At 55.4% G+C, this 24,561-nt stretch carries 26 protein-coding genes; 18 read left to right on the forward strand and 8 right to left on the reverse strand.

Going from position 1 to position 24,561, the window contains the following annotated elements; translation table 11 throughout:
• The first annotated feature begins 115 nt into the window (after positions 1-115).
• The 9 genes from ACTU44_RS10410 (at position 116) to ACTU44_RS10450 (ending at position 9,014) form a co-directional block, all read left to right on the forward strand.
• On the forward strand, positions 116-1,093 hold the full coding sequence (locus tag ACTU44_RS10410) for an alpha/beta hydrolase family protein (RefSeq protein ID WP_462097385.1): 978 nt from the start codon (positions 116-118) through the stop codon (positions 1,091-1,093).
• A 246-nt stretch (positions 1,094-1,339) separates the two neighbouring features.
• Positions 1,340-2,371, forward strand: a complete 1,032-nt coding sequence (locus ACTU44_RS10415; protein WP_462097386.1) for a LacI family DNA-binding transcriptional regulator — start codon at positions 1,340-1,342, stop codon at positions 2,369-2,371.
• A gap of 11 nt (positions 2,372-2,382) precedes the next feature.
• Positions 2,383-3,387, forward strand: coding sequence for an ABC transporter substrate-binding protein (locus tag ACTU44_RS10420; RefSeq protein ID WP_114099893.1), 1,005 nt, complete (start codon positions 2,383-2,385; stop codon positions 3,385-3,387).
• A 76-nt stretch (positions 3,388-3,463) separates the two neighbouring features.
• On the forward strand, positions 3,464-4,291 hold the full coding sequence (locus tag ACTU44_RS10425) for an ABC transporter permease (protein WP_462097387.1): 828 nt from the start codon (positions 3,464-3,466) through the stop codon (positions 4,289-4,291).
• Positions 4,288-5,103: an ABC transporter permease gene (locus ACTU44_RS10430; protein ID WP_114099895.1), complete on the forward strand. Its 816-nt coding sequence runs from the start codon at positions 4,288-4,290 to the stop codon at positions 5,101-5,103. The genes ACTU44_RS10425 and ACTU44_RS10430 overlap by 4 nt, the downstream gene beginning before the upstream one ends.
• Positions 5,103-6,284: an ABC transporter ATP-binding protein gene (locus tag ACTU44_RS10435; RefSeq protein ID WP_462097388.1), complete on the forward strand. Its 1,182-nt coding sequence runs from the start codon at positions 5,103-5,105 to the stop codon at positions 6,282-6,284. The genes ACTU44_RS10430 and ACTU44_RS10435 overlap by 1 nt, the downstream gene beginning before the upstream one ends.
• Before the next feature lie 39 nt (positions 6,285-6,323).
• Positions 6,324-7,154, forward strand: coding sequence for a phosphodiesterase (locus ACTU44_RS10440; RefSeq protein ID WP_462097389.1), 831 nt, complete (start codon positions 6,324-6,326; stop codon positions 7,152-7,154).
• Between the two features lie 125 nt (positions 7,155-7,279).
• Positions 7,280-8,368: a patatin-like phospholipase family protein gene (locus ACTU44_RS10445; RefSeq protein WP_462097390.1), complete on the forward strand. Its 1,089-nt coding sequence runs from the start codon at positions 7,280-7,282 to the stop codon at positions 8,366-8,368.
• A gap of 88 nt (positions 8,369-8,456) precedes the next feature.
• Positions 8,457-9,014: a sugar O-acetyltransferase gene (locus tag ACTU44_RS10450; protein ID WP_462097391.1), complete on the forward strand. Its 558-nt coding sequence runs from the start codon at positions 8,457-8,459 to the stop codon at positions 9,012-9,014.
• Positions 9,015-9,047: 33 nt separating this feature from the next.
• Here ACTU44_RS10450 and ACTU44_RS10455 read toward each other — a convergent pair whose 3' ends face one another.
• From ACTU44_RS10455 to ACTU44_RS10470, 4 genes are all read right to left on the reverse strand, one after another.
• The gene (locus tag ACTU44_RS10455; protein ID WP_462097392.1) at positions 9,048-9,734 is read right to left on the reverse strand and encodes a hypothetical protein; all 687 of its coding nucleotides are present in this window, start codon (positions 9,732-9,734) and stop codon (positions 9,048-9,050) included.
• 89 nt (positions 9,735-9,823) lie between these two features.
• Positions 9,824-10,438, reverse strand: coding sequence for a hypothetical protein (locus ACTU44_RS10460; RefSeq protein WP_462097393.1), 615 nt, complete (start codon positions 10,436-10,438; stop codon positions 9,824-9,826).
• Between the two features lie 254 nt (positions 10,439-10,692).
• Positions 10,693-11,226: a cytochrome b/b6 domain-containing protein gene (locus tag ACTU44_RS10465; protein WP_462097394.1), complete on the reverse strand. Its 534-nt coding sequence runs from the start codon at positions 11,224-11,226 to the stop codon at positions 10,693-10,695.
• Between the two features lie 93 nt (positions 11,227-11,319).
• A complete protein-coding gene (locus ACTU44_RS10470) occupies positions 11,320-11,640 on the reverse strand; it encodes a PepSY domain-containing protein (protein WP_462097395.1) in 321 nt (106 codons plus the stop codon).
• 208 nt (positions 11,641-11,848) lie between these two features.
• Here ACTU44_RS10470 and ACTU44_RS10475 point away from each other — a divergent pair, with 208 nt between their 5' ends.
• Together ACTU44_RS10475 and ACTU44_RS10480 are read left to right on the forward strand one after the other, a co-directional pair.
• Positions 11,849-12,508 carry a response regulator gene (locus ACTU44_RS10475; protein ID WP_114099900.1) on the forward strand — a complete coding sequence of 220 codons (660 nt, stop codon included), beginning with the start codon at positions 11,849-11,851 and terminating at the stop codon, positions 12,506-12,508.
• Positions 12,509-12,575: 67 nt separating this feature from the next.
• On the forward strand, positions 12,576-13,955 hold the full coding sequence (locus ACTU44_RS10480) for an ATP-binding protein (protein WP_462097396.1): 1,380 nt from the start codon (positions 12,576-12,578) through the stop codon (positions 13,953-13,955).
• 82 nt (positions 13,956-14,037) lie between these two features.
• Here ACTU44_RS10480 and ACTU44_RS10485 read toward each other — a convergent pair whose 3' ends face one another.
• Positions 14,038-15,228 carry an FAD-dependent oxidoreductase gene (locus ACTU44_RS10485; RefSeq protein WP_462097397.1) on the reverse strand — a complete coding sequence of 397 codons (1,191 nt, stop codon included), beginning with the start codon at positions 15,226-15,228 and terminating at the stop codon, positions 14,038-14,040.
• Positions 15,229-15,520: 292 nt separating this feature from the next.
• On the opposite strand from ACTU44_RS10485, the gene ACTU44_RS10490 reads away from it, so the two are divergent.
• Positions 15,521-15,847, forward strand: coding sequence for a DMT family transporter (locus ACTU44_RS10490; protein WP_114099902.1), 327 nt, complete (start codon positions 15,521-15,523; stop codon positions 15,845-15,847).
• Here the strand turns inward: ACTU44_RS10490 and ACTU44_RS10495 are convergent.
• Positions 15,844-16,764: an NAD-dependent epimerase/dehydratase family protein gene (locus ACTU44_RS10495; RefSeq protein ID WP_462097398.1), complete on the reverse strand. Its 921-nt coding sequence runs from the start codon at positions 16,762-16,764 to the stop codon at positions 15,844-15,846. The genes ACTU44_RS10490 and ACTU44_RS10495 overlap by 4 nt on opposite strands.
• A 136-nt stretch (positions 16,765-16,900) precedes the next feature.
• Positions 16,901-17,365 (reverse strand): RidA family protein, encoded by a 465-nt coding sequence (locus ACTU44_RS10500; protein WP_462097399.1) that lies wholly within the window; start codon positions 17,363-17,365, stop codon positions 16,901-16,903.
• Between the two features lie 295 nt (positions 17,366-17,660).
• Between ACTU44_RS10500 and ACTU44_RS10505 the strand changes: the two genes are divergently transcribed.
• The 3 genes from ACTU44_RS10505 (at position 17,661) to ACTU44_RS10515 (ending at position 21,130) form a co-directional block, all read left to right on the forward strand.
• Complete coding sequence (locus ACTU44_RS10505; RefSeq protein WP_462097400.1) at positions 17,661-18,560, forward strand: DMT family transporter; 900 nt, start codon at positions 17,661-17,663, stop codon at positions 18,558-18,560.
• Positions 18,561-18,751: 191 nt separating this feature from the next.
• Entirely contained in the window at positions 18,752-20,443 is a 1,692-nt protein-coding gene (locus tag ACTU44_RS10510) for a phosphoethanolamine transferase (protein WP_462097401.1), read from the forward strand.
• A gap of 66 nt (positions 20,444-20,509) precedes the next feature.
• Positions 20,510-21,130 (forward strand): TetR/AcrR family transcriptional regulator, encoded by a 621-nt coding sequence (locus ACTU44_RS10515; RefSeq protein ID WP_114099906.1) that lies wholly within the window; start codon positions 20,510-20,512, stop codon positions 21,128-21,130.
• A 9-nt stretch (positions 21,131-21,139) separates the two neighbouring features.
• Here ACTU44_RS10515 and ACTU44_RS10520 read toward each other — a convergent pair whose 3' ends face one another.
• Positions 21,140-21,664: a secondary thiamine-phosphate synthase enzyme YjbQ gene (locus ACTU44_RS10520; protein ID WP_462097402.1), complete on the reverse strand. Its 525-nt coding sequence runs from the start codon at positions 21,662-21,664 to the stop codon at positions 21,140-21,142.
• A gap of 101 nt (positions 21,665-21,765) precedes the next feature.
• On the opposite strand from ACTU44_RS10520, the gene ACTU44_RS10525 reads away from it, so the two are divergent.
• The 3 genes from ACTU44_RS10525 to ACTU44_RS10535 all read left to right on the forward strand — a co-directional run bounded on the left by ACTU44_RS10525 (position 21,766) and on the right by ACTU44_RS10535 (position 24,557).
• Positions 21,766-22,086 carry a hypothetical protein gene (locus ACTU44_RS10525; RefSeq protein ID WP_462097403.1) on the forward strand — a complete coding sequence of 107 codons (321 nt, stop codon included), beginning with the start codon at positions 21,766-21,768 and terminating at the stop codon, positions 22,084-22,086.
• Between the two features lie 126 nt (positions 22,087-22,212).
• The gene (locus tag ACTU44_RS10530) at positions 22,213-22,770 is read left to right on the forward strand and encodes a cupredoxin domain-containing protein (protein ID WP_462097404.1); all 558 of its coding nucleotides are present in this window, start codon (positions 22,213-22,215) and stop codon (positions 22,768-22,770) included.
• A gap of 77 nt (positions 22,771-22,847) precedes the next feature.
• Complete coding sequence (locus tag ACTU44_RS10535; RefSeq protein WP_462097405.1) at positions 22,848-24,557, forward strand: copper resistance system multicopper oxidase; 1,710 nt, start codon at positions 22,848-22,850, stop codon at positions 24,555-24,557.
• Positions 24,558-24,561: the final 4 nt, after the last annotated feature.

Consider the following 24,561-nt stretch of genomic DNA (forward strand, 5'->3'; position numbering starts at 1 on the left):
TTCCTGCAAGCGGAACGCTGATCCACTTATGACGCCAAGCGTATCGGATCAATGTTCCGTTTCCAGATATATAGGTGAAACACCCGGTTTCGCCAATCGGAAAAGGATTGCAGACATGAATAACCTGATCGACAAGGCCCGGCATATTCCGGTCAATGACGCAGTTTCGACCATTTCGGTCTGCCCGGTGATCCTTGCCGCCCCCGGACGGGCCAAACCGATTGAAATGCGGGTCACCGCCCCGGCACAGGGCCGGGATTTGCCGATCATTTTGCTGTCGCACGGGCATGGGCCATCGCTTTATATCCCGTCAAAGGATGGGTATGGGCCGCTGGCCAATTTCTATGCCGAGCACGGATTTGTCGTGATTCAGCCAACCCACGGCAATTCCAAGGTGGCGGGGTTTGGTGCGGATGTGCCCGGTGCGCCGTTTTTCTGGCGATCAAGGGTCGAGGATTTCAAAACCATTCTCGATCATCTGGGCGAGATCGAACGCGCCAGCCCGGTTCTGGACGGGCGGCTGGACCATGGCCGGGTGGCGGCGGTCGGCCATTCGCTGGGCGGGCAGACGGTGGGCATGTTGCTGGGCGCGCGCCTGAGTGACAGTGCGGACCCGGATGCGCAGGATGTCAATCTGATCGAACCGCGCATCCGGGCCGGTGTCCTTTTGGCCGCACCGGGCCGGGGCGGGGATAGCCTGAGCGAACATGCGCGCAAGAACTATACGGCGCTTAATCCGGACTTTTCGCATATGACGACCCGAACGCTGGTGGTGGCGGGGGATCAGGACATCAACCCGCACCTGACGACATGCGGGGCGGCCTGGCACACCGATCCGTTCCATTATGGGCCGGGCGGGGAATATTTGCTGACCCTGATCGGCGGCAAGCACGGGCTGGGCGGGATTGCCGGATATGATGCCAAGGAAACCGATGACGAAGACCCGGACCGCCTTGCCATCACCCAGCGCATGACATGGGCCTATTTGCGATCCGCCCTTTATGATGATGATCCGGCTTGGGAAAGCGCGTGCACGGGCCTTGAGACCCATGCAAATCAGTTGGCCTATATTGAGGGGAAAACAGACCGCTAATGCCGGGTTTATCCCGACCCCGATCAACCGGACAGGGATGTTCTGTTGTCCACTCTCCGGCCCCTGTGGTGGATTGAATATTTGCGCAGCGGGGCGGGCGGGTGTCGGTTTTGTTGCGGTTTAATAACAAAATAAATGGCGGAAAACTGCCAATGTAAACGTTTCAAATGTTCATAAAACTGAAACGCAGGCGTTATCGAACTGTCTTTTTTGTCGGCTATGGTGTTGGCCGTCAGAGGAGATTGGATGATGACGTCGAAGTCAACCATGCGCGAAGTTGCGGGCAAGGCCGGTGTGTCGATTGCCACCGTTTCACGGGTGATCAACAGCCCCGATGAAGTGCCGACCGAAACGGTCGAGCGGGTCCGTGCCGCCATGCGTTATCTGAATTATCGTCCCAACATCAATGGCCGCCGTCTCAAGATGGCGCAAACACGATCCGTCGGGGTTCTGGTCCCGACCATGGCCAACCCGGTCTTTGCGACCTCGGTCCAGGGGATCGAACAGGCTGCGCATGAAGACGGCCTGACGGTTTTGCTGACATCATCGAATTATGACCCGCAACGCGAATTGGGGGCGGTGTCGACCTTGCTCAATAACCGGGTTGACGGGTTGATCCTGACGCTTGCCAATGCCGATGACAACCCGGTGATTGATCTGTTGAAGGCAGAGAACATTCCGTTTGTTTTGCTGTTTAACCAGCCCGCCCGCAGAGATGTCGCATCGATCAGCGTCGATAACGCCAGATCGGCCTATGACATGACACAGGCGATGATTGCCCAAGGGCACACATCCCTTGCAATGGTGGCCGGCCGGTTTGAAAGTTCGGACCGTTCCAAGCAGCGTTTTGACGGATTTGGTCAGGCATTGTCCGATGCCGGACTGGGTGCGGCGCGCCTGTGTCAGGTCGGGTTTGGCGAAACCGAGCTGTTTACCCCGTTAAAAAGTTTTCTGACCGGCCCGGATGCGGTGACCGGTCTGGTTTGTTCCACCGACATGCTGGCAATTGCCGCGATCAGCGCATGCCGTGACCACGGTTTGAGTGTTCCCGGTGATGTGTCTGTGGGCGGGATTGATGGAATTGCGGTGGGTGGGCTGATTTCACCGAAACTGTGTTCGGCCATTCAACCCACCCAGGAGATGGGCCAGCAGGCGCTTGCATTCCTGCGTGGCCTGATAAGGGGGCAGGCAAACCCGCAAAGTTTGATCCTGCCTCATCAACTTAGCACGGGTGAGTCAATCGGGCCCGCCCGGCATTCGTCATCACCCCGATTATAGGGAGATCAAAAGTGCGTTTCAAACAACTTGTACTGGGTCTGGGACTGGCTGTTGCCGCGTCGCAGCCTGCTTTCGCCGAAGATGTTGCCATTTGCTATAACTGCCCGCCAGAATGGGCAGACTGGGGCGGACAGCTTAAGAACTTCTCCAAAGACCTTGGTATTGATGTCCCGCAGGACAACAAGAATTCCGGCCAGACCCTGTCGCAGCTTCTGGCTGAAAAGGAAAACCCGGTTGCCGACGTTGCCTATTATGGCGTTTCTTTCGGGATCAAGGCCAAGGAAGCCGACGTTGTCAGCGCCTACAAGCCGGTCAATTTCGATGCCATTCCCGATGGTCTGAAAGACCCGAATGGCAGCTGGTTTGCCATCCATTCGGGCACGATTGGCCTGTTTGTCAATGCAGATGCCCTTGAAGGTGCGGCTGTTCCGCAAAGCTGGGCCGATCTTTTGAAGCCGGAATACAAGGGCATGGTCGGGTATCTTGATCCGTCGAGCGCCTTTGTCGGTTATGCCGGTGCGGTTGCGATCAACCGTGCGATGGGCGGGTCGCTTGATGATTTCACCCCGGGGATCGAGTTCTTTAAAAAGCTTAAGGAAAACGATCCGATCGTGCCGAAACAGACCGCCTATGCGCGTGTTCTGTCGGGCGAAATTCCGATCCTGATTGATTATGATTTCAATGCCTATCGCGCGAAATACAAGGACGGCGCGAATGTTGAATTCGTTATTCCGGCCGAAGGGACGGTTGCCGTTCCCTATGTCATGAGCCTTGTTAAAAATGGTCCTCATGCCGACAACGGCAAGAAGATCCTTGATTACGTGATGTCGGACAAAGGTCAGGCCCATTGGGCAAATGCCTTCCTGCGTCCGGTGATTGCAAGTGCAATGTCCGAAGACGCGGCTGCGAAATTCCTTCCGGCTGCGGATTATGCGCGTTCCAATCCGGTTGATTACGCCAAAATGGCAACCGCACAGGGCGGTTTCGCCGAGCGTTACCTGTCCGAGGTACGTTAAGGTGGGTTTGCAACATCCTGGAGAAGGGCGTTCGCGCCCTTCTTTTTTCCAATCGTTCGGGGCATCGCGTTCGGCGATGGCCAGTCCGGCGACGTTTCTGGCGTTGATGACGCCCGGTGTTGCGATTATCGCGGCCTTTTTCCTGATCCCGCTTTTTCTGGTGGCGATCAAGGTCACCGACGGCCCGGATGGCTGGGCGACCTATCTGGTGATCCTGACCAATGGCCGCTATCTTGAAAGTCTGATCCAGACATTGATGATGTCCGCAGGGGTGACAATTGTTGCCCTGATATTGTGCGGGGTTGTCGGGATGTTTCTGGTGCGCAACCAGTTTGCCGGGCGCAGTATCCTGATCGGGTTGCTGACCCTGCCATTATCCTTTCCCGGAACGGTTGTCGGTTTCATGGTGATCATGCTGGCCGGTCGGCAAGGGGTGATTGGCGGTATCAGCAACGCACTGACCGGCGAGAAGATTGTTTTTGCCTATGACATTGCCGGGCTGTTTATCGGCTATCTGTATTTTTCCATTCCGCGGGTGATCCTTGCCGTGATGGCATCGGCTGAAAAGCTTGATCCGCAGCTTGAAGAAGCCGCGCGGTCGCTTGGCGCGCCGCGATGGCGGGTGGTGCGCGATGTGATCCTTCCGGGATTGATGCCCGGTCTGATTTCATCGGGTGCGATCTGTTTTGCAACCGCGATGGGGGCCTTTGGCACCGCCTTTACGCTGGCGACCGATATCGATGTTCTGCCGATGGTGATCTATACCGAATTTACCCGAAACGCCAATATCGCCGTGGCGGCCGCGCTGAGCATAGCACTTGGTGCGATCACGTGGATGTGCCTGAGTGCAGTGCGGTTCTTTGTTGGTGAGTCCGCCGATGTAACGACACGGGGGGGCGCATGAGACGCGGTTATTCGTTTTATGCGCAGCTTGGCCTGACGGTTTTGCTGTGTCTGTTCATTGTGGTTCCGATTGTGATGTCGGCTTTGGCGGGGGTGACAGTCAATATCTTCAAGGGGGTGTCATCGGGCCTGACATTGCGCTGGATTTTTGAGGTCTGGGACCTGTATGCGCAAAGCATTCTGTTGTCGCTTTGGCTTGCGGTGGCGTGTCTTGTGGTGACGACGCTTGCCGGTGTGCCCCTGGCCTATGTTCTGGTGCGGCGGCCAAACAGGCTGACCCGGATGTTTGAGGAAATCCTGACCTTGCCGGTTGCCATTCCGGGGCTGGCACTGGCTTTGGCGTTACTGATTACCTATGGCGGGTTTGGCAGTTTCAGAAGCAGCTGGGTGTTTATCCTGATCGGGCATGTTCTGTTTACCCTGCCTTTCATGGTGCGCTCGGTCGCAGCTGTCATGTCGGCCATGGATATGAAGACGCTTGAAGAAGGGGCGGCAAGCCTTGGTGCCGGGTTCTGGCACCGGTTCCTGCATGTGATTGTGCCAAATGCGATGCCGGGCATTCTTGCCGGGGCGTTGATGGTGGTCACCCTTTCGATTGGCGAATTCAATCTGACCTGGATGCTCCATACCCCGCTGACCAAGACATTGCCGGTCGGACTGGCGGATTCCTATGCGTCGATGCGTCTTGAGATCGGCAGCGCCTATACGCTTATTTTCTTTGTATTGATCATGCCGTTGCTGATCGCCATGCAGATGCTTGCCCGGCCGGGCAAGAAACGTCACACGGCATCGCAACTGGCGGAGGACGAATAATGAATGCGACCGAAATGGCGCAACCCGCCGACCAGAATAACCAGAATGCCCGGAATGAAAACAGGGCAAGTACCCGTATCGAGCTTGCCGGATGCACCAAGACCTTTCCCGATGGCACACGCGCGCTTTTGCCGTTTGACTTGACGATCAATGGCGGAGAGACGCTTGTTCTGCTCGGCCCGTCGGGCTGTGGCAAAACCACGATTTTGCGCCTGATTGCCGGTCTGGAATTTCCCGATGCGGGCGGAAAGATCACGTTTGGCGACGATGATGTGACCCGTCAGTCGATTGAAAAACGCCGGGTCGGCATGGTGTTTCAGTCCTATGCCCTGTTTCCGAACATGACGGTGGCCGAAAATGTCGCCTATGGACTTAAGGTGCAGAAAGTCGAGCGGCGCGAACGCGACGAGCGGGTGCGTGCGATGCTTGAAATGATGCATATCGATATGCTGGCCGATCGCCGGATTGATCAGCTTTCGGGCGGGCAGCGCCAGCGTGTTGCGCTTGCGCGTGCCATTGCCTTGCGCCCGCGGGTGTTGCTTCTGGATGAACCGTTGACGGCCCTTGATGCCAAATTGCGGGTCAGGTTGCGTTCGGAAATTAACGGGCTGTTACGCAAGCTGGGCATCACGGCGATCTATGTCACCCACGATCAGGAAGAAGCGATGGCGCTGGGGGACCGGATTGTCGTCATGCAAAAGGGCTCAATTGCCCAGATTGGCACCCCGCGCGAGATTTACCGCGCGCCGGTTTCGCCGTTTGTGGCGGATTTTGTCGGGGCCAGTAACCGGCTTGAAGGCCGGATTGAACAGGACAGCCTTGTGCTTGGCGATGTGAAAATCGCCCTTGATCAGATCGGTCATGCGATTTCGACCGGTGGCAGCCAGCATGGCAAAGGAGATGACGGGAATATTCCGGCAGAGGTTTTCTTCAGGGCCGACGGGCTTTCGATTTGTGACCCGAAACAGGCGCAGCTACGCGGTCGGGTCGAGGCTGTTTCCTATCTTGGCGAGAAATCGCGTCTGACGGTTTCGGGCATTGGGGAAAGCCCGGTCACCCTTGATGTCGATCCCGATTATCAGATCGCTGTCGGGGATGACATCCATTGCTGTTTCAACCCGGAACGCCTGACGGTTTTTACACGAAATATGGGCGCTGATTGCCGTGAAAAAGCGGTCTGACGGCGTTTGAATGCGACGAAACAAGAAAGATCAAAAAGCATGATAATTGCACAATTGACCGACCTGCATATCGGGGCAGGTCGACGTCTTGCCTATCGCAAGGTTGATACGGCCGGGGCATTGGAAAAGGCGGTGGAACGCGTCAATCATATGGTGCCGCGCCCCGATATTGTTCTGTTTAGCGGTGACATCGGTGATCTTGGCGTTGATGCGGAATATGGCCTTGTCGCAGAGATATTGAGCGCCCTTGAGGTGCCGTATTTCATGGTGCCGGGCAATCATGACCAGCGCATGCCGATGCGAAAGGCATTTCCCGCCGCCACCCCGATTGGGTCGGATCAGACATACGTCAATTACGTGATTGAGGGGTACCCGATCCGTCTGATCGGCATTGATACGCTTGATGAAGGCCGCCCGGAGGGCAAGCTTGCGCCAGAGACGCTGGACTGGCTTGAAAAGGCCTTGTCAGACGGGTCTGAAAAGCCCTGTTTGCTGTTCATGCATCATCCGCCGATCACGGTCGGGATCACGCATATGGATGTTCAGAATCTTGGCGACGGGGCGGCGCGACTGGCCCGGATCGTCGAGGCACACAAGGACCGCATCAAGGCGATTATTTGCGGGCATGTGCATCGCCCGATCCACACGGTTTGGGCCGGGGTGCCGCTGATTATCGGGCCATCGGTTGCCCATCAGGTTGCGCTTGATCTTGATCCGGCCGGACCATCGGCCTTTGTGATGGAGCCACCGGCGATGCATTTGCATGTCTGGGACCCGGCACAGGGATGTTTATTGACCCATCTGGCTTATATTGAGCGCTATGACGGCCCGTATCCGTTCTTTGATGCCAATGGCAAACTGATCGTCTAGGCAGGGCAGGATGCTGTGCCGTTTGCGGCTTTTGACTGTTTCAAGCTGGTAATCCGTAAATCCTGCGACATATCATCAGGGTAGAGTTTTGTTGGTGACTTTGATGATGTGACGCAGGAGCGGATATGAGCGCGGACGAAACCGGGAGCAGAACCGGCAAGGCGGCAAAGAAGCCGGCAGCCAGCAACGGATCAAGGAAACCCGGCAAGACAATCAGTCTGGCGCTTCAGGGCGGCGGGTCGCACGGGGCGTTTACCTGGGGCGTGCTTGACCGGTTGCTTGAGGATGAGGAAATCACCATCGAGGCGATTTCGGGTACCTCGGCGGGTGCGATGAATGCCGCCGTGGTGACGTCGGGCTTTGCCAAGGGCGGATATGAAGGCGCGCGGGCCGATCTTGAGACCTTCTGGCGGGCGGTGTCCGAAGCAGCCCGCTTTAGTCCGCTTCAGCGCAGCCCGATTGATATCCTGTTTGGGAACTGGTCGCTTGAAAACTCGCTGGCCTATATGTGGCTGGATATGAGTGCCAAGATGTTTTCGCCCTATGACCTTAATCCGGCGGGGGATAATCCGCTGGCTGCGATCCTGCGTGATGTGGTCGATTTCAAGGCGCTTAACAGCAGTCCGGCCAAGCTTTTCATCACGGCGACCAATGTTGAAACCGGACAGGCGCGGATATTTCGCAATCCCGATATCTGCATTGAGGTATTGCTGGCATCGGCCTGCTTGCCAACGATCTACAAGGCGGTCGAAATTGACGGCGTGCCTTATTGGGATGGCGGATATTCCGGCAATCCGAGCCTTGGCCCGCTGGTGCGCGAATGCGGGTCCGATGACACGGTTCTGGTGCAGATCAATCCGGTCAGACGGCCCGGTGTGCCGAAATCATCGCGCGAGATCGCCAATCGTCTGAATGAAGTGTCGTTCAACAGCAGCCTGATGAAGGAATTGCGGATGATTTCGATCCTGCGCAAGGATGCGCCCGAGCATGTCTGCGAAGCCAGCAGATGGGGGGCGATGCGCATGCATTGTATTGCCAGCGACGATATGCTTGATCTTGACCAGTCATCCAAGCTCAATGCGGAATGGAGCTTTATGACCATGCTGCGTGATATAGGGCGCGATGCGGCCAGTGCATTTTTGACAAAGCACCGAAAAGATATCGGTGTGCGGCCGTCGCTGGATCTTGATTTGTTTGCGCCGGATTATACGTAACAGGCGATCTGGTGTGATTGCGCGTTTGCGGGCAAAGGCGTAGGATTTCACCCGCGTCATAAGAACAAACAGCAAAGCGCCACCGGAAATGTCGAAAACCGAATTTGAAAAAATGCAGGCGGGGGAATGGTATAGCTGCCTTGATCCCGAACTGACCGTGCTGCGCCGTCGCGCACTTGAGGCCAGCCACGAACATAGTCACCTCTATCCGTCAGAACGCGGCAATATCGGGCCGCGCCTGCGCGCGCTGTTTGCCGAGTGCGCCGAGGATGTGCGGATCGAGGCGCGGTTTCATTGTGCCTATGGCATCAATATCCATTTGGGCCGGGACGTGTTTTTGAATGTCGGCTGCGTGATCCTTGATACCGCACCCGTGCGGATTGGCGATCATTCGATGCTGGGCCCGAATGTGCAGATTTACTGTGCCGATCATCATCGCGATCCGGAGCTTCGCAAACAGCATCTCGAAATCGCCAAGCCCGTGACAATCGGCAGCAATGTCTGGATCGGTGGCGGGGCGATTATTCTGCCCGGGATTACCATTGGCGATAATGCGATTATTGGTGCCGGTTCGGTTGTGACCAAGGATGTTGCACCGGGCACCACGGTTGTGGGCAATCCGGCACGACCAATGCTCTTACCGTAATCCTCCGATCACAGCAGGAATAAAAGTGTAGGATCAAACTGCGTTTGTCCTTGTGGCTAAGTCTTTCAAATCCTCCCAAATTTGAACATTAGTCCGCGTCACAGTAGCAAGTTCGGCAATCCATCTCTTGTGCAGGTCGTCACTTTTTAGATCTTCACATAAGACACGTATGGCTTTACCTGCAAGGTCGACTGCTCCTACAAAGTGCGCATCTACACCGATTTTGGTTTTTCTGTTTATTTCGTCAGCTGGAGCAAAATCGGACTCTTTTATCAGCTTAAGCGCCTGAGTCTTGATGGTGGTCGCAGCTTTGAGAGCTTGGTATGCGGTAACCGTCACGACCGCTGTGTTGGGTCGTAATTTCGATATTATCAACGGGTTGGTATCGTAAATTGCATAATTAGTTGGTAGAAAATCGATAGTGAATGCACCCCAATCTTTACTTCTGTTTGCTGCGATTACGTGTTTAGCCAAGTGCATGCTAACTGTGTGCAGCTCTGTAATAACTGCGACTACGGAGCCGCGCATTTCTTCTTCTCGCGCCTTGTTATCTCTTTCTTGGTTCGCCTTAACTTGAGTGTTTACCCCGAAAAGAGCAATGCTTGCAGCTCCGATCGCGCAAAAGCCAGCGATGAGATTTTGATACCTTTCTATTAGACTAGGCAAGTAAACTGAAAAGAACTTAAGACCGGCTTCCCACGTAATAAGTTCCTCGTTCATCTTCACTTTCTCCTTTGGGGGAACTAGCAATCCTATGTGGATGAATTGGCTGCTTCACAGGTTTCTTTATCGGGCTGTTTTTGGTTTTTTTATGCCGGGCAGACCTTGGGCAGGTCATATTCGCCGCGAATTTCAGACAGGCCGTCGGCCAGTTCGCGGCGGCGGAGTTCGGCGGCGGTTTCATCGGAAATTTTGGGGTCCCTGGCGATGATGTCGCCATACATCGCGCGTGCGCGGTCTTCCTGACCCTGATCGGAATAGGCAAGGGCTTCAAGCCACAATCCGGCAATGACGAAATCGCTGTTGGTCGAGGCTTGCGCGACACCGGCCTTGCTGGTGGCGGTGGCATGGTCACATTTGGCAAGGGCGGTCAGCCCGGCAAAGGCATCATCGCCGATCTTGGCCTGGATGCGATCACGTTTTTCCTTTTGGGCGGCTTCATAGGCATCCTTGGTGGCGGCATCGGCCGATGCGCCGGAAATCGCCCCGGCCGTTCCGCCCGCCGCCGCCCCGAAGGCCGCCGAACGGGCCGCAGATTCCACCGGATTACCGCCAAAGATCGCCGCCGTGACAAAGCCGCCAACAGCACCTGATATCGCGCCGATCCCGGCCCCTTGTCCTGCATATTCGCCGGTTTTGCCGGTGCAGCCGGCAAGAGTGGCAAGGGTCAGACCAAGGGCGGTGACAAGGGCAACAGGGCGCATGAAATATCCGATCCGGTTTCAATTCACGATGGCAAAGCTTAACCCGAAAACACGCCGGATAAAAAACAATAAGCAAAAAGCAATCAGCAAAAATGCCCGGACCGGTTTGGGCCGGGCATAAAAAACGGCAGCCGTAAGGGGTTCAGGACGGCTGCCGCAAGGTTGCAAGTATGAGGGAGTTCAGAGTAGAAGGTTCGGTTCTGATCGGGACGGATCAGGCAGGAACGTTCAAGTCAGGTTCACGTCAGGCTGGTTCAGGCGATATCATCAGACATCGGACGGCGTTTGCGACCGTTCACCATGGAACGGACCAGATTTTCGTGATGGCGCAGGCTTGCCAGCAGCACGCCGCCAACATGCAAAAGCACAAGGATCAGCAGGCCATTGGCGAGGAATTCATGGATTTCTTCGAGCCAGTCAGACCCCCAGAAGGCATTGGTGGTCGAAAGCCAGCCGGTAAAGGCACAGCCCGCCATGGCAAGCATCAACGCGACAATCATCGCAGCCCCGGCCGGGTTATGCCCGAGATAGCGCTGTTCACGGCCGCGCATGATATCGCGCAAATAGCCAATTGTCGCCGCAGGGCTTTTGATGAACTGGGTAAAGCGGGCATAGCGCGTTCCGACCAGCCCCCAGACAAGGCGCAGCGCAATCAGGCTTCCGGCAGCATAGCCAGCCCAGTGATGAAGGGTATCCCATTCATCGGCGGTGATCCATGCGATCACGAAGCTTGCGGCCAATCCCCAGTGAAACAGACGGATAAACGGGTCCCAGACCTTGACGGACATTTAAATTCTCCTGGATGGCGGGTTTCGGTTCTGGCGGGGATGGGGCAGTATCGCCGCCAGAGACCCCAGGTCCTTGATCAGAGGCAGGCGGAACTAGTCTTCCTTGTCCTGCTTGACGATTTCAAACGAGGCCGGGTTGAAATAGGCTTCGATTTTCTTGCCATCGGGGGTGATGGCGTAAACTTCGAAGCAGCCTTCGTCTTCCTTGATCTTGCGCACGTCCCAGCCATCGGCGATCAGTTTTGCCTTGAGCGCGTCGGTGGTTTTCCATTCCGACTTCGGAACGTTGCAATAATCATCGTCGGCGCGGGCAGCACCGGAGGTCAGGGCGAGGCTGCCACCGGCCAGCAGGGTAACGGTAAATGCACTGGCAAAAACACCAGCAATGACTTTCGGGAAAACAGTTCTTTTCATGGTCATATTCCTTCATAACTAGCGTCAGGGTGTCATGGATGAGAGTGACAAGACGCGGGGCAACGTGACGTGGGATGCGTCGGACAGGACCAAGATTGCCGCTGTTTCCTGACAGCTAACTGAAAAGGCTGCTTGATGCCGTTCAGCTGAATGTCAGGATCGGGAAATATTCGGTTGGGTTTGGAACCGCTGTTATGAGGGGGCGCTTGTGCGCATTCTTCTGGTTGAAGATGAATTGATGCTGGCTGATGCGGTCAGGGACCATTTACTGGCCGCAGGCGAGGCGGTGGACCATAGCGACAGTGTGGTCGATGCCGAGATCATGATGCGTGGCACGAATTACGATGTGCTGTTGCTTGATCTCAATTTGCCCGACGGCAAGGGGATTGATCTTTTGCGTGGCCTTCGGCGCAGCGGATCGACAACGCCCTGCATCATTCTGACCGCACAGGACCAGATTTCCGACCGGATCGAGGGGCTTAATGCCGGGGCCGATGATTATCTGGTCAAGCCGTTTGATCTGAACGAGCTTTCGGCCCGGCTTGCCGCAGTTGCACGGCGTTATAGCGGCAATCCCAATCCGTTCATAAGTCTTGATGGCGGGGTCGAGGTCGACCTTGCCGGGCGCACCATCCTGATTGACGGGGTGCAGACCGATCTGACATCGCGGGAATGGGCACTGTTTGACCAGATGGTGCGCAGGCCCGGTCAGACGCTTTCAAAACGGCAGCTTGAAGAAGCGTTATATGAATTTGGCGCGGAGATCGAAAGCAACACGGTCGAGGTCTATATAAGCCGACTGCGCCGCAAGCTTGGCAAGGATGTCATCAAAACCGTACGCGGCGTTGGCTATCGGGTTGGGGCATGAGGTGACGGTGATGCGCAAAAAGGCCAATAGAAGTCTTCAGTCAATCCTGACGCGACGATTGACTTTGATGCTGAGCCTTTTCTGGCTGGCGGGATCGGTTCTGGCGGGGTTCACCATGTATCACGAGATGGAGGAAGCCTTTGACAACAGTCTTGTTTCGACAGCCTACCGCTATGCACCGCTTATTGACGATTATCTGAAGGGTCACAAGGGCGGCGGTGCCAGGGAAGTGCTGCCAAGCCCGGCCAAGGGCGAAATCCGGAAGGATGACGATGCAGATGATCATGCAGATGATCATGGTGACGACCGTGGTGACGGGGACGGGGATGAGGAACTTGGCGAAGACTATCTGATGTATCACGTGCTTGACGGTGGAGGGCGGCTTTTGCTGCGGTCATTTAATGCGCGCGAACATCCGTTTACCGTTCCCCTTGTCGAGGGATTTTACGATGACGAGGACTATCGCATTTATACCGCCGAGCTTTTGGGCGGACAGCGTATCATACAGGTGGCAGAGCCTCTTGAGCATCGGCGCGAGGCGCTGTTTGAAAGCGTGGTTGCGCAGTTCCTGCCCATCGCACTTTTGATCCCGGCGGTGATTATCGGGATTATCCTTGGTGTCCGGCAGGGGTTGGTGCCGGTGCAACGGGTCCGCGATGAAATCGAGGCCCGCGGGGAGGGTAACCTGACCCCGATTGAACAGGAAGAAGCGCCCGAGGAAATCACCACGATTGTCTTGGCGGTCAACAGTCTGATGGGCAAGCTTGAGGCGGCCCTTAATGTCGAGCGCAGCTTTACCGCCAACAGTGCCCATGAATTGCGAACCCCGATTGCGGTTGCGCTGGCGCAGACCCAGCGACTGGTTCTTGAACTGCCCGAAGGCCATGAAAGCCGCAAGCGTGCGCTTCAGACCGAGGCGTCTTTGAAACGCTTGTCGCGACTTGCCGAAAAGCTGTTGCAACTGGCGCGGGCCGAAGCGGGCGGCGGGTTCAGCCCGACCGGCCATAATCAGAAGCTTGGGTCGACACTGGCGCTGGTGGTGGATGATCTGGTCCGTTCGGGGGCCGATGGCGGGGCGATCCGGTTTGATGGCGAAAATATCGACGGGCTTGAAGCCAATATCGATCTGGATGCCTTTGCAATTTGCCTGCGCAACCTGATCGAGAATGCCCTTAAATATGGCGGGACGGATGAACCCGTCGAGATCAGGGTGGTGGATCGCCATATCATTCAGGTCAGCAATGGCGGGCCGGTGGTCGCGACCGGGAACCTTGATGATCTGAAAACCCGGTTCAAACGGTCTCATAATGGCGGGGATGGTGCGGGGCTTGGACTGGCGATTGTCGATGCGATTGCCCGCAACACCAAGTCCGAACTGAACCTTTATTCACCGCGTCCGGGCAAGACGGACGGCTTTATGGCCGAACTGCGATTGCATCGGAGTTAAGGTAACAGTCATGCATTAAAAAAGGCCGCCTTTACGGGGCGGCCTTTTGTGTTTCAGGAGCGTTTCGGGCAATTGGTGTGGATTACTTGCCAACCCCGACCTTGATCGCGAGTTTGCGAAGCGGGCCGATGCGGTTGATCGCCGACAGCCCGGCATAGCGCAGATCGCGGAGCGGTTTGGGCTCCAACATGGAGGCACGGTTGAGCAGATCAATGCCGCCGACACGGGCCAGCGTTTTGGGAAGCTGGCGGCGTTCATAGGATTTCAGAAGCGGGGTTTCGCCGATATCCTTGCCATGCAGCTTGGCCTTTGCCATCAGTTCAGCCAGCGTCTCAATGTCATGCAGGCTCATATTAAGTCCCTGCGCACCGATTGGCGGGACAACATGGGCGGCCTCGGCAATCAGGGCAAGGCGCGCGGCAATCAGGCGATTGGGAACCTGGGCAATCATCGGCCAGACCGCGCGCGGCGATGCCACCGTAAGCGGGCCAAACAGGTTCATGGTGTCATGGGTGATTTCGGCCGAGAGGGCATCGTCACTCATGGCATTGAGTTCATCGGCACGGGCAGCAGGCGTCATCCAGACCACGGACGAGCAGGGCTTGCCATTCAGATCCGGCATCGGCACAAGGGTCAGCGGGCCGCCGGTGCGATGAATTTCGGTCGAGATATTGTCATGCGGTTTGTCATGGGTGACGACAAAGACAATCGCACTTTGATCGTAGGCCCAGCGTTTATGTTTGATTCCGGCCAGTTCGCGGAGCGATGAATTGCGACCATCAGCGGCAATGACGATCCTGGCGCGCACGGTTTCACCACTTGAAAGCGTAACATCGGCAAAGCGCGCGGTATTTTTAAAGCCCGTCACCGTGGTCGAGAACCGGAAATCAACATTGTCCAGTTCGGCAAGCTTGGCCATCAGGGCAACGCGGGCTGCCTTGTTTGATACGTTCCAGCCAAAGAACCCTTGCGTGGTTTCAGCACCGTCAAAATCAGCCGTTTCGCGCGGGCGGAATTCGTCGCCACCTGCATCGACAATCCGCATGACGCGCAGTTCCGCACCGGTCGGTTTGATCGCATCCCAGACGCCAGCCTTTTTAAGGGTTTCAATGCCCGGTTCAAGGAAGGCGGTGGTGCGAAGATCAGTCCCCTCGCCAATATCAGCGGGGGCCGGGTCGACAATCACGATCTGATGTCCGTCAGCGGCAAAGCGTGCCGCGGCACTCATTCCGGCGATCCCGCCGCCTGCAATCAGAATATCGGTTTCGATCATGATCGTTCTTTCCTGTCGTCGCGCGTCACGGCAAGGCGATTTGGCCATATGTGACGGGTCTTGTCTTTCTATCGGGCAATCTGCCCGTTTGGGGGATCATACGCAAATGTTTTAGGGGCGGATTTGATACAGATCGGGCACGAGAGCCATAACCATGCCGGATCATATCTGATCGTGACGACGAGATGACAAAAACAGAGGGGGATAATCCCGGGATTGCGCCAAATGACCGGATCGGCCATTTTGGAGCCAGTTTTGATCATCAATTGATTGTTGTCACTGGAAATTTGCCATGCTTGCCTGGGGGTATCTGCTTGTTGCGATCTGTCTTGAAATTGTCGGGACGGTGTCGCTTAAATTTTCAAACGGATTTACCGACTGGCGCTTTACCGTCCTGAGCCTGACGGTTTACGGACTGAGTTTCTGGACACTTTCGCTGTGTCTGCGGGTGATCCCGATCGGCACGGCCTATGCGGTGTGGTCGGGGCTTGGGACGGCGGCGATTGCGATCATCGGGCTTGTATTTTTCAAGGAACCGATGACCGCCCTTAAGGGTGTTTTTCTGTTGATGATTATCGGCGGCGTGGTTGGCCTCAAGACGGTCGGCAGCAACAGCTAGGCCTGCACGGCATCGAGTGACTTTGCGATGCTGGCAATATCGGTTTCAAGATCGGTGTGACGCGGCTTCCAGCCAAGGTCAGCCGCCGCACGCCTGCCCGAAAGAAACTGGTTGCGACCAAGCCCGCGCGCCCAGTTGCCATATTCCTTCATGGCAGCGGCAGGCGTCATGTCCCTGATATCGCAGTCTGCGCGGCCAAAATGACTGGCAATCCGTTCGGCAACCTTCCGGTTCGAAATGCCGTTGATGCCAACGCCAAAATAGGCGGCACCGGGTTTCGCATGTTCAAGCATCAGACGATACAGATCGGCAAGGTCATCGTTATGGACTATTGGCAGATGAACCATGTTGCCCCCAACTGCATGAACGTAATTGCGGGTACGCGCCGTCTCGATATTGGTGGCCAGAAGACCGGTGTGCCCGTGCGGGTCGGTGCCATAGACGCAGGCCGGATGAATGACCATGCCATCAAGCCTGTTATCGTCAAGAACCCGGTTGATGCCGTCGATCATCCAGCGAAATTCCGGAAGCGGATCAAAGGGTGCTGCTTCATCAATCAACTGATCGGGGCTGTTTGCGCCAAATAACCAGCTGCCACCGGTATAGAGGAACCTTACGCGATCTGGCATGCGATGCAGGACGGGGATCAGATGGTCAAGCAGGGCTTGATCGACTTGCGTCATGGCGTCGGAAAAATCGCAGGCGGCATGAATGACCCCGTCAATCTCGGGCAGATCATCACACCAGTCTTGCGGTGCATGAATGTCACCGGTGATCGGGGTGGCACCAAGCGCGATCAGTTTGTTGCGGCTGGTTTCTGATCGGCCAAGGGCAAAGACTTTGTGATGACGGGCAATCAGATTGCGAATGATGGCCGATCCGATCAGGCCGGTGCCACCGGTGATAAAAATGCGCATTGGAGTTCCCTAAATATGTCGATGCGCCCTGTTATCGGACCTCAAGTATGGTTGAGGTCAAGGAGTTTTGTCATAAAGCCAGACATGAAAAAAGCCGGGCAAGTGCCCGGCTTTGATGCGCTTATTGCTGAGCAGATCAGGCAAATTCAAAGATGCCATCAATCTCGACCGCCACACCAAGCGGAAGGGAGGCAACGCCAACAGCCGAGCGGGCATGTTTGCCGACATCGCCAAAGACTTCGACCATGGTGTCAGACGCACCATTGACGACTTTGGGCTGATCGGTGAATTCCGGGGCGGAATTGACAAAGGCATTGAGTTTGACCACACGGGTGACCTTATCAAGATCGCCAATGGCGGCCTTGAGCTGTGCGACAAGGTTAAGTGCACAGAGGCGGGCGGCTTTCTGACCGTCTTCGACCTGATAGTCCTTGCCGAGTTTACCGACAAATTTCAGTTCGCCATTTTCCATGGTGATCTGACCGGAAATGTGAACCAGATTGTTCGAGACGACATAGGGCACATAATTCGCAACCGGTGCGGTGGCCTGTGGCAGGGTGATGCCAAGTTCGGCAAGGCGTGCGTCAATTTTACCAGCCATGAAGATCCATCCTTTTAACTGTGGGGACGTGTAGTTTGACGCAAACTTAGCGACCTTGCGGGCCGAACAAAACAGTTTCTTTTGGATGCGCTGCATCATTGCAGACTGACGGTGCCAAAACCTGCGGCCGGTTCAGCACCGGGACCGCCAAAAGGATCGTTTCACCGACAGTTGAGAAAAATCAAATTGCCATCGGCGTCAAAGCGCCCCACAACTATGTGCAGAAAATTGACGCCAGGGATCAAGTTTCGGGCGTGTTTTTATAATGAAACCAGTTATTTGAAGGTTGCAGCATATGTCACTTCGTCAACGGATGGAAAATTTGCACGGTGCGTGGCTTGCCCTGATCGGGGTGCTGGTCATTTGCCCGGATGCGCTTTTGATCCGGTTGATCAAGGTTGATGACATGACGGCATCGTTCTGGCGGGTGACGCTGCTTTGTGTGGCATCGCTTCTGATGGCACTGTGGAAGGGGCATCGTCGCGGCGAGGGTGTCTTGCAATCCATCACCCCGAGCAAAACCGAAATCCCGGCAGCGCTGTTTTTCTGTGGCACGACGATCTTTTTCATCCTGTCGGTACGCAATACTGATGCCGCCAATACCTTGGTGATCATTGCCGCAGCGCCGCTGATTGCCGGTTTGATGGGGGTCTTTGTTTTCAAACGGTCACAACCGATGCGGACCTGGATCGCGTCGCTTGTGGTTCTGGTCGCCCTTGCAATGATTGTCGGGGCCGGATTTGGCGGCAAGAATGCGCTTGGGGATATTCTGGCGCTGGGAACAGCGACCTGCATGGCCGGGTTCTTTAACGTCATTGGCGCTCGTCCGCACACCAATGAAGTCAAGGCGATGTTGCTGGGCGCGTTTTTGGGGGCGTTGATCCTGTTGCCAAGTGCCGATCCGTTTACGGTGACCGGGCTTGACTGGTTGTGGCTGGTGTTGCTGGGCTTTTGGGTGTTGCCGGTGTCATTTTTGTTTATCTCGGCCGGGGCGCGCAAAATCCCCGCCGCCGAGGTCGGGCTGATCATGCTCAATGAAGCAATATTCGGGTCCTTTCTGGTCTGGGTGTTTATCGGGGAAGTGCCCAGCCAGACCACATTGATTTGCGGGACGGTGGTGATTGCGACATTGGTGGTTCATAGTTTTCTGGGAATTCGCGAAGTCCGCCGGATGCGGGTGGGGGCTTCGGTCTGACCGGCTGTTTCCGTCCGGTTCTCCAAGCGCGTTTTCAGGGCGTTCAGTTTTCTGTCAGGTTGATATCCTAGATGTTGCGGGGTTGGCCATCGGGCCAATTGCCCCGCGAAACATGCGTGTCACGATTGCCTGAAACGGGTGATGAGGCGGTGTTGTGCGGGGTATATGTGCCACGTAACAGGTAACCCTTCATGCCCCGTTCCCGGTTGTTGCCGATCCGTAAGCCGATTGATTATCGCGTCATTCTGGTGGTGCTGGCGGTGTATTTTACGCTGGTCTTCAATAGCGGAATTCTTGGTCATTTTTACGATATTCTCGGACAGCTTGGTGATTATGATCGCGGTTTTGCGATCAGTGCGCCATTTGTTCTGATCCTGGCATCGCTTGTTGTTTTTACGCCCTTTTCATTCCGCTATCTGTTCAAGCCGTTTTTTGTTTTGCTGATCATGCTGAGTGCGCTTGCGCATTACGGGATGGCCAAATACGGCATCGTGTTTGACCGTGGCATGATGGAAAATGTGATCGAGACCAACCAGCTTGAAGCATTTTCCTATTTCAATCTGACGGCGGCTTTGTGGTTTGTGGTGACCGGTTTGCTTCCGGCGCTTATCCTGATTGTGGTGCCGGTTCGGTATCCCGAAACAATCCTGCACGGGGTCGGACAGCGTTTTGTGATGATTGCCGTGCCCCTGGTGATGCTGGGCGGGATTGCCGGATTTTATTTCAAGGATTACGCATCGGTCGGGCGCAATCACAAGGTGCTCGGCAAGGAAATCATCCCGTCAAACTTCATCACCGGGACCATTCAGCTGATCAAGCGGCGCTATCTTTATGCCGATATGCCGTTCCGCAAGATTGGCGAGGATGCCCATATCGTTGCCAAACCGCATGAAGACAAACCGACCCTGATGTTCCTTGTCATCGGGGAAACAGCGCGTGCGCAAAGTGTTGCCGCGAATGGCTATGGGCGTGCAACATCGCCCTTTACCAGCAAGATTGACGGGCTGGTGGCATTCCAGAATGTGCAATCCTGCGGAACCGCAACGGCGGTATCCGTACCCTGCATGTTCTCGCCGATGGATCACGCCGTTTATGACGGCGAGGTGGCACGCCATAGCGAAAGCCTGATGGATGTTCTGAGCCATGCGGGGGTCAGGGTTCTTTGGAAAGACAATGACGAGGGATGCAAGGGCGTTTGCGACCGTGTGCCAACCATCGAGATTTCGCCCAAGGACTTCCCCGAAGAATGCGCTCTTGGCACCTGCTTTGACGAGGTCATGCTGCGCCAGCTTGATCAGCAGGTTTCAGACAAGGCCGAGAACCAGCTGATTGCGTTTCATCTGATGGGAAGCCACGGGCCGACCTATTACAAACGCTATCCTGATGCCCAGCGTGCCTTTGCCCCGGATTGCGCGCGCAGTGATATTGAGAATTGCAGTACACAGGAACTGATCAATACCTATGACAACACGATCCGCTATACCGATTATGTTGTCGCCCAGCTGATCGCGAAGCTGAAAAGCTATCAGGATCGCTATAACACGGTGCTGCTTTATGTTTCCGATCATGGGGAGTCTCTGGGCGAGGGCGGGCTTTATCTGCATGGTGCGCCCTATATGTTCGCACCGGACGAGCAGACCCATGTTCCGATGATGATGTGGATGTCCGAGGACTATCAGGCGTCACGTGAAATCGAAGGTGATTGCCTGTCATCTGCGGCCCGGGATGCGGCATTTTCACATGACAATCTGTTTTCGACGGTTCTGGGGGCAATGCATGTTTCCACGAGCCTTTATCAGCAGAAAAAAGACATTCTGGCCAGTTGCAGCAAACCGGTTCTTGAAGCGGCACTCGACATGTCAGGGACGATTCAGAGGAATTGACAGAAAGGGCTCTTCGTATTAATTGAGTTTACTCAGTGAGTTCACTTGACCAATTGGAGGGCCCCGATGAGCATCCGGGCAACCAGACGCGAGGAAACCCGTCAGAAGATTCTTGAGGCTGCGCGCAGTTGCCTTGAAGAAGGTGATTTTGAAGGCGCATCGACGCGCGAAATCGCCAAGCGGGCCGGGGTGGCCGAAGGCACCATTTTTCATCACTTCCCGACCAAGGAAGAACTCATCATCAGTTGTGTCTGCACGCAACTGGCCGAAGCCATTGAAAAGGGTCTGCATACCATGGACCCGGAATGGTGCTTTGTGGACAAGATGATGCATGTGGCCTCCTATCGCTTTACGCAGATCGGCCTGCATCCGGGGCTTTGGTCCATGATCATGCAACAGGTGGCCTTTTCCCCGCGCAAGGGGGCGGTCAATGAAATGCTTGATCGTAGCGGACTGCTCAAGGCGACGCGCGACCTGATTGAGGAAGCCCAGCTTTGTGGCGAACTCAATCCCGATCTTTCACCGGATCTGATCCGCAAAACTTTGATGGCGCTGTTTCTGTTTACGGTTCACGAGCATATGAGCACGCAGAATTTTGACTGCGAAGACATGTGCGCGACATTGCGTGAACTGATCGAAGTCCAGACGATCGGTCTGTGGGCGCGCAAGCCGGAACTTGCTGTCTGATATATCGGTTTATTCCCCGATCAGATGCAGGATCACGCTCCGCCGATGCGGTGCGTGACGATGTTCAAACAGGTAAATCCCCTGCCAGGTGCCAAGCATCGCATGGCCATTATCAACCGGAATGGTCAGGGACACGTCGGTCAGGGCTGATTTGATATGGGCAGGCATATCGTCCGGGCCTTCGCAGGTATGGCGATAAAGGCTCGGATTTTCCTGAACCAGCCGGTCAAAAAATGTTTCCAGATCAAGGCGGACATCGGGATCGGCATTTTCCTGAATGGTCAGGCTTGCCGATGTGTGTCGGACAAAGACGGTCAGTTGGCCGCGCATGATGCCGGTCTGGCCAATCCATGACTGCACCTGATCGGTGATTTCAATCAGACCCTGAGCACTGGTTTTGACTTCGAAGGTGACTTGTTCCTGACGCAGCATGGCATTTTGTCCGGTGATGATGGGGGCGGCCTGATCGTAAAAGGCCGGTGATGCGATGACAAGGCCGGTAAATATGATGCGCAGAAATTCGGTTAAAATCACAATTTTACAATGTGTTATGGCGTGCCACAATATTGCCACTTGACCAAATCGCGGTGTGCGCATAACGATTTGGCCGTTAACTTTGAACTGGAATAAATCTGTTGCGTTTCGTTTCCTGCATGCTTGTGATCCTGATCAGTCTGACAGTTCTGCTGTCGGGGCATGATACCGTGCAGGCAGCATCCGGCCATGCGGGTCAAACGCATCACGCCGTGATGGTCGATGCCGCGCAACCGGCTTCATTCGATCCCCACGGATCGCATGCCGATATTTGCGGCATGACGGTTTGCGGCCCCTATGTCGATGAACAGATCAGCAAGGCATTGTTCATGCCGGTGGTTTCGACTGTGACCTTCTGGGTCAGGGAACGGACCGTTGTTTCCGCCGAGGCGGATGGCAGCTACAAACTGCCCCGCGCCTGAAAATAATCCCTTCTTTTTGATAAATGCCGTCGTTTGTTTGATCCGTTCAGGGTGAAACAGCAAAACTTGCGCATGTGTTTGTGCAACGGCGGCGATCAGTTCGATGATTATTTTCAGGAGCATGATATGCCCAACTCTAAATCGACTTTCCTTGCCCGTATTGTTCTTTCAACCGCGATTATCGGGTCCCTGATGAGTGCACCGGTGGCGAGTTTTGCCAGCCCCGGTCATGGTGCGCAGACCACCAATATCGGTGCGCCGGGCAAGGTAGCCGATGTAACCCGGACCATCCAGGTTACGATGGAAGACAATTTCTTTGATATGGAAACCATCGAGGTGCGCGCCGGTGAAACCGTGCGGTTCGAGATCGTGAACAAGGGTGAATTCGTTCATGAATTCAATATCGGTACTGCGGCGATGCATGCCAGCCATCAGAAAGAAATGATGATGATGATGGAGCATGGTGCGCTTGATGCCGACAAAATCCACATGGACATGATGAAAATGGACATGGGGAACGGCATGACCATGGAGCATGACGATCCCAACAGTGTGCTTCTTGAACCCGGAAAAACAGCCGAGATCATTTGGACCTTCCCAGCCGATACCGAGCTTGAATTCGCCTGCAATGTGCCAGGCCACTATGAGAGCGGCATGATGGGCAAGGTCCGTCTGCAGTCATAGGCCAACCGGTTTGCGATGCCAGGGGCCGGGGAAATACCGATGCCTCTGGCGTTTCCGAGTTTTTGGGAATTCAAGAAATGAAAAATCACTATGTCAAAGGTGCCCTTTTGGGCACGTTGGCAGCACTTGTCCTGTCCTCGGGCAGTCAGGCTGCGAGCTATGACCTGTCGGTCGATTACGTCACGATTGATACCGGCGAGATGAAAACAACGGGGATTGGCTATAACGGGTCATCCCCCGGTCCGACCTTGCGGTTCAAGGAAGGCGAAGAAGCGGTGATCAAGGTCACCAACAATCTTGATGAGGCAACATCGATCCATTGGCATGGCTTGATCCTGCCCTATCAGATGGACGGGGTGCCGGGCATCAGTTTCCCCGGAATTGAACCGGGCGAGACATTTACCTATCGCATTCCGGTCAAACAAAGCGGCACCTACTGGTTCCATAGCCATTCCGGTTTTCAGGAGCCGGACGGGGCCTATGGTTCGATCATTATCGAGCCGCAAAAGCGCGAACCGTTCAAGTTTGACCGCGAATATGTGGTGGTTCTGAAAGACAAGCATCCGCATTCGGGTGACCGCATTCTGCGTAACCTGAAAATGATGCCGGACTATTACAACCGCAATCAGCGTACCCTTGCCGATTTTATCGGTGATGTGTCGAAAAACGGTCTGGGGGCGACGCTTTCGGAACGCGGCGACTGGGGTTCGATGCGGATGATGCCGACCGATATCGAGGATGTGCAGGGCTTTGTTGGCCTGATCAATGGCATGTCGCCCGATCAGAACTGGACCGGCTTGTTCAAGCCCGATGAACGGGTGCGGCTTCGGTTTATCAATGCGTCGGCCATGACCTATTTCGATGTGCGGATACCGGGGCTTGAGATGACGGTGGTGCAGGCCGACGGCAATAATGTGCAACCGGTCAAGGTTGACGAGTTCCGTATTTCGGTTGCCGAAACCTATGACGTGATTGTTCAGCCCAAGGAAGAAAAGGCCTATCCGATCATGGCCGAGTCCATGGGGCGGTCGGGATTTGCCTTTGCCACGCTGGCCCCGCGGGAAGGCATGCGCGCCGAAATGCCGGAACTCAGAACCGAGGCACCGCTTCTGACCATGGCTGATATGGGCATGAGCCACGGTGACATGGCCGGAATGGATCATGGTGCGATGGCGACGGCGGCAACGGAGGAAATGGATAGCAACGCACAGGATACCATGCCGGGGATGGACCATTCGAACATGGCCGGAATGGATCATTCGATGATGGGTATGGCTGACAAGGCTGATCCGTTTTATGCGGCGGGCAGTGGCCTGATCCCCGAAGCGGCGAATGGCGGAAAGTTCCTGTCATACGCAGATCTGAAAGCACAGAAGCCGCTTTATGCCGAACGTCCGGCCACCCGCGAGATCGAATTGCGCCTGACCGGGAATATGGAACGCTATAGCTGGTCGATCAATGGCGTGAAATACGAGGATGCCGAACCGATCCGCCTGAAATACGGTGAACGGGTACGGTTCAAGTTCGTCAATGAAACCATGATGACCCATCCGATGCATCTGCATGGCATGTGGTCGATCCTTGATACCGGGCAGGGCAAGTGGAACCCGGTCAAACACACGATCAGCATCAATCCCGGCACCACGGTCTATTCGGAAACCGAAGTCGATGAGCCCGGTGAATGGGCATTCCATTGCCATCTGAGCTATCACATGGCGACCGGGATGTTCCGCAAGGTCATTGTCGAGGGCGGACCAACGGTCGCCAAACTTGAGAACGGGAATTGATCCA

The sequence above is a fragment of the Thalassospira sp. SM2505 genome, from assembly GCF_054901115.1.